At 61.8% G+C, this 11,732-nt stretch carries 8 protein-coding genes; 6 read left to right on the plus strand and 2 right to left on the minus strand.

Going from position 1 to position 11,732, the window contains the following annotated elements; genetic code table 11:
* The first annotated feature begins 159 nt into the window (after positions 1–159).
* From FBZ99_RS13880 to FBZ99_RS13895, 4 genes are all read left to right on the plus strand, one after another.
* Positions 160–729 carry an isochorismatase family protein gene (locus tag FBZ99_RS13880; protein ID WP_145633686.1) on the plus strand — a complete coding sequence of 190 codons (570 nt, stop codon included), beginning with the start codon at positions 160–162 and terminating at the stop codon, positions 727–729.
* Entirely contained in the window at positions 726–1,724 is a 999-nt protein-coding gene (locus FBZ99_RS13885) for a GlxA family transcriptional regulator (RefSeq protein WP_145633689.1), read from the plus strand. Before FBZ99_RS13880 ends, FBZ99_RS13885 begins: the two co-directional genes overlap by 4 nt.
* A gap of 104 nt (positions 1,725–1,828) precedes the next feature.
* Complete coding sequence (locus tag FBZ99_RS13890) at positions 1,829–2,779, plus strand: aldo/keto reductase (protein ID WP_145633692.1); 951 nt, start codon at positions 1,829–1,831, stop codon at positions 2,777–2,779.
* 13 nt (positions 2,780–2,792) lie between these two features.
* On the plus strand, positions 2,793–3,236 hold the full coding sequence (locus FBZ99_RS13895) for a GNAT family N-acetyltransferase (protein WP_113351406.1): 444 nt from the start codon (positions 2,793–2,795) through the stop codon (positions 3,234–3,236).
* Here FBZ99_RS13895 and FBZ99_RS13900 read toward each other — a convergent pair.
* Together FBZ99_RS13900 and FBZ99_RS13905 are read right to left on the minus strand one after the other, a co-directional pair.
* The gene (locus FBZ99_RS13900) at positions 3,226–3,843 is read right to left on the minus strand and encodes a hypothetical protein (RefSeq protein WP_145633697.1); all 618 of its coding nucleotides are present in this window, start codon (positions 3,841–3,843) and stop codon (positions 3,226–3,228) included. The genes FBZ99_RS13895 and FBZ99_RS13900 overlap by 11 nt on opposite strands.
* A gap of 83 nt (positions 3,844–3,926) precedes the next feature.
* Positions 3,927–4,820, minus strand: a complete 894-nt coding sequence (locus FBZ99_RS13905) for a LysR family transcriptional regulator (RefSeq protein ID WP_145633700.1) — start codon at positions 4,818–4,820, stop codon at positions 3,927–3,929.
* Between the two features lie 131 nt (positions 4,821–4,951).
* Here FBZ99_RS13905 and FBZ99_RS13910 point away from each other — a divergent pair, with 131 nt between their 5' ends.
* Together FBZ99_RS13910 and FBZ99_RS13915 are read left to right on the plus strand one after the other, a co-directional pair.
* Positions 4,952–5,947: an aldo/keto reductase gene (locus FBZ99_RS13910; RefSeq protein ID WP_113351409.1), complete on the plus strand. Its 996-nt coding sequence runs from the start codon at positions 4,952–4,954 to the stop codon at positions 5,945–5,947.
* Between the two features lie 255 nt (positions 5,948–6,202).
* Entirely contained in the window at positions 6,203–11,725 is a 5,523-nt protein-coding gene (locus FBZ99_RS13915) for an alpha-2-macroglobulin family protein (RefSeq protein WP_145633703.1), read from the plus strand.
* The last annotated feature ends 7 nt before the right edge of the window (positions 11,726–11,732 follow it).

Below are 11,732 nucleotides of genomic sequence, written 5' to 3' on the forward strand. Positions count from 1 at the left end.
GAAGGCGCAACGCCCGAGACGGCCCACAGGCGCGAACCCGAGGACATAAGGACCATCTCACCATGTCCGTATTTGTCCCTTTTCTGTCCGCCAGATGGCTTTCGAAGCTTTCAAGCGACGCCTAATCTCGGCTATCCTTCAAGCACAGGAGATACGAAAATGTCCCATGCGGATACCGCACTGCTCGTCATCGATGTCCAGGAATCCTTTCGCCAGCGTCCCTACTGGAGAACGGACGACCTGCCGGTCTTTACCGACCGCCTGCAGGCGCTGATCAATGGCGCCAAGGTGAGAGGCATTCCCGTCGTCCAGATTTTCCATATCGAGGACAGCGACGCGCATTTCAGCCTGAAGAGCGGCTATGTGCGCAAGCTCGATGAGATCTCGCTGGAGGCCGATGCCGTCTTCCACAAACGCCGCCATTCGGCGCTCGTCGGCTCCGGTCTCGAAGTCTGGCTGGTGGCAAACGGCATCCGCAAGGTGATCGTCTCGGGTATCCGCACCGAGCAATGCTGCGAGACGACGACCCGGCACGCCTCCGATCTCGGCTATGAGGTCGACTATGTCACCGAGGCGACGCTGACCTTCCCGATGACACATGCCTCGGGCACGGTCTTCAGCGTCGATGATATCAAGAAGCGCAGCGAACTGGTGCTGTCGGGCCGTTTCGCCCGTATCGCAACGGTCGAAGAGGCGCTCGCCGATGCAACGATCCGGAATGCCGCATGATCCAAAGCGACCGGCGCCTCCATCGGCGGTTCATTCCTGTCTACGTGCTTCTGCCGCCCTATACGCTGCTGATGGACGTGGCCGGGCCGGTGGAGGTTTTACGCCGCGCCAATATCGAACAGGACGACGTCCTGTTCGACTATCAGTTCATCGCTGCCCAGCCGTCACAGACGACTTCGGTCGGGCTGACGCTTGCCGATCTCAGGCCGTTGCCGGATCACATTCCTGATGGCGCCTATGTCATCCTGTCCGGCAGCGTCACGCCGCCCGACGATGCCGAGGATATCGAGCCGGAGCTAGCCACGCTCGCGGCGTGGCTGAAAAGCGCGATCCGTCCGGGCATCACCCTCGTCACCATCTGCTCCGGAGCCGTGCTCGCCGCCCGCGCCGGGCTGATGGACGGCTATGCCTGCACCACACATGCCGCCTGTCTCGACGAAGTCAGGGAATTTGCTCCGACGGCCAGGGTTCTCGACAACCGGCTCTACGTCGAAGACCGCGATCGCTATTCGAGCGCCGGCATCACCACAGGCACCGATCTGATGCTGCATCTCGCCTCCAAGCTGACTTCACCGATGACGGCTCTGACCATTGCCCGGCACATGGTCGTCTATATGCGCAGGACCGGCGCCGAGCCGCAGCTCTCGCCCTGGCTCAGCGGTCGCAACCACGTCCACCCCGCCATCCATCGCGTTCAGGATGCGATCATGGCCGATCCGGCCCACGGCTGGTCGCTTGCCGAGCTTGCCGGCATCGGCGCAATGAGCGCACGGCATATTTCGCGGCTGTTTCAGGAACATGCTGGCCTGTCGGTGACGGCCTATGTCAATCTGATGCGCGTGACGCTGGCCCGCGACGTGCTTGCCAATTCGCGGCTGGATATGGAGCGCGTGGCGGAAAAATCCGGTTTCGCCTCGCCGCGGCATATGCGGCGTGTCTGGTCGAAATACAACGCGCTGCCGCCCAGCCACTATCGGCGCTCGACAACGGAATAAAGAAATTGTGTGTGGTCTTCGCCGCGAAAGGCCGATAGCCTGCCTTGTCCCTTCCTCCGGCGTCCGCTCGCCGGTTTACCTTTCAAATGACCTGGAGAAATAGCATGGACACGCGCAAGCTTGGACGAACCGATCTGTTTGTCGCCCCCATCGTTTTCGGCGGCAACGTCTTCGGCTGGACGGCCGATGAGAAAACCTCCTACGCACTGCTCGACGCTTTCTTCGATGCCGGCTTCAACACGATCGACACGGCCGACGTCTATTCCCGCTGGGTCCCCGGCAACAAGGGCGGCGATTCCGAGGAGATCATCGGCAAGTGGCTGAAGCAGGGCCGCGCTTCGCGCGACAAGGCCATCATCATCACCAAGGTCGGATCGGAGATGGGGCCGGGCAAGAAAGGCCTCAAGGCCGGCTATATCATCGAGGCGGCCGAGGCTTCTCTGAAGCGGCTGCAGACCGATCACATCGACCTTTATCTCTCGCACTGGCCGGACCCCGAGACGCCGCATGAGGAATCGCTCGCCGCCTATGCCAAGCTGAAGGAACAGGGCAAGATCCGCCATGTCGGCTGCTCGAACCTCGATGCGACGCAGCTCCAGGCTTCGCTCGATGCTGCCGCAAAGGCCGGCTTGCCTCGCTACGACGTGCTGCAGCCGGAATATAACCTCTACGCCCGCGATAGCTTCGAAGGTCCGCTTGCGGATCTCTGCGTCAAGGAAGAGATCGGCGTCATCACCTATTTCAGCCTCGCGGCCGGCTTCCTGACCGGCAAGTACCGCACCAAGGCGGATACGGAGGGACGGGCACGCGAGAACCGGGTTGCCGCCTATTTCGACGACAAGGGCCTGCGCATCCTCGCAGCCCTCGACAAGGTTGCAGCCGAAACCGGCGCCAAGCCCGCCGAGATCGCGCTTGCCTGGCTCTTGCGCAAGCGCGGCGTCACCGCTCCGATCGCCAGCGCCACCAGCCTCGGCCAGCTCGACGCGCTCATCAATTCGGCAAAGCTTTCGCTTTCCGATGACGCCATGCGTCTGCTCGACGCAGCCGGCGAATAAGAAAGGCAGGCCTATGACGGTGACGATCCGCGACGCCAGACCCGAAGACGAAGCCCGTTGGCGCGCGCTTTGGGACGGCTATCTGGCCTTCTATGGCGTCACCGTCGCGCCTGATATCACCGATGCGACCTGGCGCAGGGTCTTCGATCCGGCGTCGGCGATCTTCATGCGCGTGGCCGAGGTCGATGGCGAAGTGAAGGGCTTTACCCTCAGTCTCACGCATGAGGGCACCTGGGTGCGCGCGCCCGACTGCTATCTGGAAGATCTTTTCGTCGACGAAAGCGCCAGAGGCCGCGGCGTCGGCCGGGCGCTGCTGGATGATCTCGTTGCGCTCTGCAAGACGAACGGCTGGGCACGTCTCTACTGGCATACGGAAGAGGGCAATGCGACCGCCCGCAAGCTCTACGACACCTATGTTGAGAGCGACGGGCATATTCGCTATCGCATCAGCTTCTAAGCTTCGGAAAACCCTCGTAATGAGCGGAATGGTCGCCTTCCCAGTTGGCCATGCCCGGTTTGGTCAGCATGCCGCGTGGACTGACGAAGCTCTGAATGGCCCGCTTGGGCCGCTCGTGCCATTGGATGTTGAAGGCCCAAAGTTTCGGGAAGAAGCAGAGCGAGGCATAGGGCAGATGGTCGTGGATCCACCAGGCGAGCCTCTGCCAATCGCCCTCGTGACTATGGTGATCGATCAGCCAGGGCACGACGATGCAGACGGCCGCGCCCATGCAGCCATCGAGATCGCGCATATCCCAGATGTGGTGCGCGGCGGTATGGGGATTGGTCGAGCAGTTCAATCCATTCCTGTTACCGAAGGCATTGACCTCGGGTGAGCGATAGCCGGAACGGATATGTAGCCGGCCAAATGTCGCCTCCAGCGGTTCCAGCAATTCCTCGCAAAGCCGGCGGCCGGTTTCGATCGCCAAATCGGGATCTTCCGGGATGTTGGGAATGCGATAGAAATCCGCAATTTCCGAATGCAGGAAATCGCGAAAGAAGAAATTCTTCGACAGCCTGACGCGCCCGAGCTCCTCAAGCCCCTTCATCGATCCCGGTTTTCTCATCGCTATAATCCCTTCCTGAAACCATTCGATCAGTCGAGACGAGTTATGGCACTGCCGCCACCCGATTTCTGTCAGCAGCTATGTCAGGGTCCGGTATATTTGAAGAAATCGATGAAGGCTCTGAGCGCCGGGCGCATCTGGCGGCGGCTCGGATAGTAGATGCAGAAGCCGGGATAGGGCGGGCACCAGTCCTCGAGCACGCGGATGAGCTTGCCCTCGGCCAATTCCTGCTGCACGCGAATGTCGAAAAGATAGGCGAGGCCGGCGCCATTGAGGGCGGCCAAAACGCCGAGCCGATCCTCGATCACGATCAGGGGGCCATCGACGGCAACGACCAGTTCGCGGCCGTCTTTCTCGAATTCCCAGCGATAGATCGAGCCATCGGTAAATCGCCGCTTGATGCAGCGGTGATGGACGAGATCGCGTGGATGCAGCGGCTTCGGATGCTTCTCGAAATAGGCAGGCGACCCGGCGATGACCGTGCGTATATCCGGAGAGACCTTCACCGCGATCATATCGCCTTCGATACTCTCCGCCAGCCGGATGCCGGCATCGTAGCCTTCCTTGACGATATTGCTGAAGCCATCCTCGTTGGCGATCTCGAGCGTGATATCGGGATAGGTGTTGAGGAAATCGCCAAGCCGAGGTGCCATCAGGAGGTCAGAGGCAAAACGCGGCGCGGTGATGCGCAACGTCCCCGCCGGGCGGCCTCGGGTCGCAAGCGCATCCTCAAGCGCGATATCGATTTCCTCCAGGGCCGGCCCCAACCGTAGCAATAGCGCCTGCCCCTCCTCGGTCGGAAGCACACTGCGCGTGGTGCGGGCAAGCAGCCGCACGCCGAGGCTTTCCTCAAGGCTGGAGACGGCGTGGCTGACCGCCGATGGCGCGATCGACAATTCCTTGCCGGCAGCGCGAAAGCTGCGATGGGCGGCGACAGCAGCAAAAACCGCAAGCTGAGAGAGCTGTGTTCTGTTCATTGATCTAAATTATAGAACAACCTGTAAGAATTTGCATGGATTTTCATTCATTGTCCGGAACCCTAACTTGAACTCGTAGGCAGCGGACACGAGCCCCTGTCGCTCCCATACGTCTCAAGAAGGAATACATCATGAAAACCCGCAGGCTAGGTAAGGATCTCACCGTTTCCGCCGTTGGACTGGGCTGCATGGGCATGAGCTTTGCCTATGGCGCCACCGACGAGACCGAATCCGTCAAGACGCTCCATCGCGCCGTCGATCTCGGCGTCACCTTTTTCGATACCGCCGAGGTCTACGGCCCCTTCACCAATGAAGAGCTGCTCGGCCGCACGCTGAAGTCTGTGCGTGACCGCGTTGTCATCGCCACCAAATTCGGTTTCAAGCTCGATCTCACGAAAAGTGGCCCGGCGGCGATGATCGGCGTCGACAGCCGGCCCGAGCATGTCAAGGAAGTCGCCGAAGCTTCCCTTAAGCGACTTGGCACGGATGTCATCGACCTCTTCTACCAGCATCGCGTCGACCCGAATGTGCCGATCGAAGATACGGTCGGCGCCATGGCGGAGCTTGTGAAAGAGGGCAAGGTGCGCACACTCGGCCTATCCGAAGCCGGCTCTGCCACCATCCGCCGCGCCCATGCCGTACATCCGATCGCTGCAGTGCAGAGCGAATATTCGCTCTGGAGCCGCGATCCCGAGGAAGACGTGCTCGCCACCTGCCGCGAACTCGGCATCGGCTTCGTGCCCTACAGCCCGCTTGGCCGCGGCTTCCTGACCGGAGCGATCCACAAGACGGAGGATCTCGCCGACGACGATTTCCGCCGCTCGCTGCCACGCTTCCAGAGCGAGAATTTCGATGCCAACGCGGCCTTGGTCGCAAGGCTTCAAGCTCTTGCCGAAGAAAAGAATGTCACGGCGGCACAACTGGCGCTCGCATGGGTGCTGCATCAGGGTGACGACATCGTGCCGATCCCCGGCGCACGCAAACTGCACCATCTCGAGCAGAACGCCGCCGCTGCCGATATCGCGCTGTCGCCGCAGGAGTTGAAGGAACTTGGTGGCATCATCTCGCCCGAAACGGTCGCCGGCAAACGATACACCGATGCCTCCCTGGCGATGACGAATATATGACAAACGGGCTGCTCCTTCTGCCCACACAAAGACATCGGCCGCAAAGGTCGGTGTCTTTTTGGGACCGAAAAGAAAAGTGAAGCATCGCAGAGAAGATGGCCGAACATGCGAATCGCCTGAATTGCAGGCTTTTTCAAATTCCTAGATTGATCGTCATGGACGCGAAGCTCGTTCGAAAGCTCCACGCTCGGTTGACAAACGGGTGCGAAATTTGAAGATTGCCGCCATCAAAAACGGGCAGCGTGGGGAGGACTTATGTCTAGGCGCGCGTTTATCGGCTTCTCTGCTTTTCTTCTCGCCACTTTCGCATCTCTGACCCCTTCGGTCGCCGCTGACGTCAAGCGCCAGGTGGTCACCACGAAGGATGGCGACTACTTCGGGTTCGATCTGCGCACAGAGCAGAATGTGACGCTGGATCAGTGCTCCGCCTCCTGCATCGGCGACAAGTCCTGCAAGGCCTTCACCTACAATCCCAAGGTGAAGTGGTGCTTCATGAAGTCGGACTTCAATCAGCTCAACAGTTTCCCCGGCGCGATCGCCGGCAAGATCGTCGAGACGGCCGCCACCAGCGAGCCGGATATCGGCGCTGCCCCTGCCCTTTCCTTCCTTTCCGACAATTTCGTCCAGAGCGCGCGCGATGCAAAGAACACGCTGACGCTCGGCAACGAGCTGAAGGGCCAGGGCGTCGAAAGCCTGATCGCGCTCGGCCGCATCGAACTGACTTCGGGCAATGTCAACGATGCCCTAAACGCCTTCCAGGGCGCGCTTTCAATCAATCCCGACAATGGTGATCTGTGGATCGAGATGGCGCGCGCCGCCAATACGATCACGAACGACACGTCCGTCGCCACGCGGGCCGCCTATGCCGCGCTCAACGGCTACCAACTGACCCGCACGACGAGCAGCCGCGCCGATGCGCTGGCTGTGCTCGCCGAAGCGCTAAAGAACGCGCAGAACTATCGCCCCGCGCTCAGCGCCTACAAGGCAAGCCTCAATCTCGTCAGCTCCGCCGCCGTCCAGGCAGCCTATAACGATCTTCTGGCTCGCCAGGGCTTCCGCGTGACCGGCAATACGCTCGACAACGACAATGCCTCGCCCCGCGCCTGCGTGCAGTTCTCCGAAAAGCTGGTGAAGAGCGGCGTCGACTACACGCCCTTCGTCACCCTCAACGACGCCACGCCGAAGGGTGTCGACGCCAAGGACAACCAGATCTGTGTCGAAGGCCTGGAATTCGGCCAGCACTATCGCATTTCGCTGCGCGCCGGCCTGCCCTCCTCCGTGGATGAAAACCTCGCCTCGCAGGTCAATGTCGATATCTACGTCAAGGATCGCACGGCTTCGCTGCGCTTCACCGGCGACAATTTCGTCCTGCCTTCGACTGCACGCCGCGGCATCCCGATCGTTTCGGTCAACGCCAACACGGCCAATCTCAAGCTCTATCGCATCGGCGACCGCAATATCGCGCAGCTTCTGAACAACTCGCAGTTCCTGACACAGGTGGACAGCTACAGCGCCCAGACTATCCAGGACACCAATGGCGAGCTGGTCTGGCAGGGCGCCATCGAGATCAAGCAGGAACTCAACAAGGAAGTCGCGACCAGCTTCCCTGTGGACGAGGCATTACCGAAGCGCAAGCCCGGCGTCTATGTGCTGACGGCGGTTGCGCCCGAGAGCGGCGGTCATGAATGGGACCCGCAGGCGACGCAGTGGTTCGTCGTTTCCGACATCGGCGTCACCACCTATGCCGGCACCGACGGGCTCAACGTTTTCGCCCGCTCGCTCGGCAGCGCCAAGCCGCTGGCCGGCATCCAGCTGCAGCTGCTCGCCAAGAACAATGAAATCCTCGGCACGGCGAAGACCGACGACAACGGACGCGCCGTCTTCAGCGCCGGCCTGATGCGCGGTACTGCTGGCATGACGCCGGTCGTGATTACCGCCCAAAACGGCGATCAGGATTATGTCTTCCTCGACATGACGCGCGCCGGCTTCGATCTTTCCGATCGCGGCGTCGCCGGTCGAACCGCGCCTGGTGCGATCGATCTTTTGACCTGGACGGAACGCGGCATCTACCGTGCCGGCGAGACGGTGCATGCCTCCGCCCTTGCCCGCGACGTCAGCTCGACGGCGGTCGAAAACCTGCCGCTCACCTTCGTCTTCCTCCGCCCGGATGGCGTCGAGGATCGCCGCATCGTCACCGATGGCGGCAAGCTGGGCGGCTATAATGTCGATCTGCCGCTGCAGCAGACCTCGATGCGCGGCACCTGGACGATGAATATCTATACCGACCCGAAGGGTTCCTCTATCGGCTCACAGACCTTCCTCGTCGACGATTTCGTGCCGGATCGCATCGAATTCGACATGAAGAGCGACGCCAAGGAGATCGAAGTCGGCCAGCCGACGCCGATCAATGTCGACGGACGCTATCTCTATGGCGCACCGGCCGCCGGCCTCAATCTGGAAGGCGAAGTGACGCTGAAGCCGACGCGCCAGAGCGACGCCTACAAGGGCTATCAGTTCGGCCTCGCCGACGAAGGCGCCGGCAAGGCAAACGCAAACAATGACGACGAGGACAGCGGCAGCGGCGACAGCAAGGCCGAGAGCACGCAGGTTCCCCTTGAAGACCTGCAGGCGCTGGATGAAAACGGCAAGACCACCTTCAACGTCACGATCAACGATACGCCCTCGACCACGCAGCTCCTGAACGCCAATATCACGGTGCGCATGCAGGAAGCCGGCGGCCGCGCCGTCGAGCGCTCGCTGACGCTGCCCGTCAAGGCAGATGGGCCGCGCATCGGCATCAAACCGGAATTCGACGGCGATCTCGGGGAAAACTCCGTCGGCAACTTCCACGTCATCGTTGTCGACGCCAATGGCCAGAAACAGGCCATGCAGGGCCTGACCTGGAAGCTGCTCAGCGTCGAGCGCAATTATCAATGGTATCGCGACGGCAGCAGCTGGAAGTTCGAGCCGATCATGTCCACCAAGCAGGTGGCGGTCGGCACGGTCAATGCCACGACGGACGGCGCGGCGATTTCCATGCCCGTTACCTGGGGCCGCTACCGGCTCGAAGTCTCTACCGCCGACGCGAACGGCCCGGAATCGAGCGTCGAGTTCAATGCCGGCTGGTATGTCGCCTCCACCTCAACGGAAACGCCTGACGCGCTCGAAATCGCGCTCGACAAGGAGAGCTACCATGTCGGTGATACGGCCAAGCTGAAGGTTACTTCGCGCTATGCCGGCCAGCTGATGGTGACGGCCGGTTCGGAGACGCTGATCTCGGTCACCAATGCCGATATCGGCGCCAACGGCGGCGAAGTGGACGTTCCCGTGACCGCCGACTGGGGCGCGGGTACATACTTGACGGCCACGCTGTTCCGCCCGGGCGAAGCCCAGGAAAGCCGGATGCCGATGCGCGCCATCGGCATCAAATGGGCTCCCGTGGATCCCGGCGAACGCAAGCTGCAGATCAAGATCGACGCGCCGCAGAAGACGCTGCCGCGCCAGCCGCTTGATATCAGCCTGCAGGTCGCCGGCGCAGGCGCCAACGAGGACGCCTACGTCACGATCGCCGCCGTCGATGTCGGCATCCTCAATCTCACGCGTTATCAGCCGCCGGCACCGGATGACTGGTATTACGGCCAGCGCCAGCTCGGCCTCGAAATCCGCGACATCTACGGTCGCCTCATCGATGGCTCGCTCGGCGCCACCGGCAAGCTGCGCACCGGCGGCGACGGCGGACAGGCGGCTTTACAAGCAAGCCCGCCGAAGGAAAAGCTGATCGCCTTCTTCTCCGGTCCCATAAAGCTTGATGCCAATGGCAAGGCCAATGTCAGCTTCGACATTCCGCAGTTCAACGGCACGGCGCGGCTGATGGCGGTTGCCTGGTCGAAGGCCGGCGTCGGTCACGCGACGCAGGACGTCATCATCCGCGATCCTGTCGTCGTCACCGCCAGCCTGCCGAAGTTCCTGGCGCCCGGAGACAAGGCCAACCTGCGTCTCGACGTCGCCAACACCGATGCGCCTGCCGGCGAGTACACGCTCGCGGTAACAGGCAATAGCGCCGTGACGGTGGATGCAAACGCTACCCAACAGAAGATCAACCTCGAAACCGGCGGCAAATACGCGATCACCTTGCCGCTGACCGGCGGACAGCCGGGCGACGGCACGGTTTCGATCAAGCTGTCGAATGCTTCGGGCATGTCGCTCGATCAATCGGTCGATATCCCGGTTCGTCCGTCGCAGCTGCCGGTCACCGAACGGCGCGTCATCGCGCTGGCCCCCGGCAAGAGCCTCACCGTCAATGCCGATCTTCTTGCCGATAGCGTGCTACCCGGCGCCTCTGTCAGCGTGAATGTCAGCCGCTCCAGCGCCTTCGATGTGCCGGCGCTGCTGATGAGCCTTAGCCGCTACCCCTATGGCTGCGCGGAACAGACGGCGAGCAGCGCCATGCCCCTGCTCTACTTCAGCGACATGGCCATCAAGAATGGCCTTGCCGATGACGCCGAGATCCAGAAGCGCGTGCAGGATTCGATCTATCGCGAATTGTCCTACCAGTCTTCGACCGGCAGCTTTGGTCTCTGGGGACCGGGCTCGGGCGATCTCTGGCTTGATGCCTACGTCATGGACTTCCTGACCCGCGCCCGCGAGCAGAAGTACAACGTGCCGGACCAGGCGATGGTGCAGGGCCTCGAAAACCTCCAGAATGCGCTCAGCGCCAATACCAACGTCAAGGACAACGGAAACGAGATCGCCTATGCGCTCTACGTACTGGCGCGCAACAAGAAGGCCTCGATCAGCGATCTGCGATATTATGCGGACACGATGCTGAACGACTTCCCGACGCCGCTCTCCAAGGCGCATCTGGCCGCGGCTCTCGCGCTCTATGGGGATGCTCAGCGCTCTCGCAACATTTTCGTGGACTCGCTGCAGATGTCGCAGAAGGCGGCAGTCACAAAGGTCAGCTTCGTCCGCTCGGATTACGGCTCGTCGCTGCGCGACGGTGCGGCCGTGCTGGCACTGGCGGCCGAAAGCCGCCCGGTGCCGCCGATCATTCCGGAACTCGCCAGCGTCGTCGCCAAGGATTGGCAGAGCCGGAAATATACCAGCACCCAGGAACAGACCTGGATGCTGCTCGCCGCCCGCGCCCTGCAGAACGGCGATGACGGCCTGACGATCGACGTCAATGGTGCTGCCCATAGCGGCACCTATATGGCGCAGATGTCCGGCGATGCGCTGATGGGCCATCCGCTGACCGTCACCAACACGACGCGCCAGCCGCTGTCGGCTGCGGTGACCACTGTGGCAGCTCCGGTCGCGCCGCTGCCGGCCGGTGGCAACGGCTTCAAGATCGAGCGCAAGTACTACACGCTCGATGGCGAAGAGGCGAATGTCAGCCAGGCACAGCAGAACGAGCGCTACGTGGTCGTGCTGCACGTGACCGAGGACAATGACTGGCCACAGCGCATCCTCGTGACCGATCTCCTGCCGGCAGGCTTCGAGATCGATAATCCGAGCATCGTTAACAGCGCCCAGTTGTCGAACTTCGACTGGCTTAGCGAAGTTCAGCCGGCCCATGTCGAATTCCGCAACGACCGCTTTGTCGCCGCCTTCGACCAGGGTTCGGGCGCGGACCGTGACATGACCTTCGCCTATGTCGTGCGCGCCGTAACCCCGGGCGTCTACGATCATCCGGCCGCAAGCGTCGAGGACATGTATCGTCCGCAGTTTTCGGCCCGCACGGCGATGGGCCGCATGGAGGTGCTGGGCGCCCAGCAGTAAGAAGCAG

The organism is Rhizobium sp. ERR 1071 (assembly GCF_007828675.1).
GTDB lineage: Bacteria > Pseudomonadota > Alphaproteobacteria > Rhizobiales > Rhizobiaceae > Rhizobium > Rhizobium dioscoreae.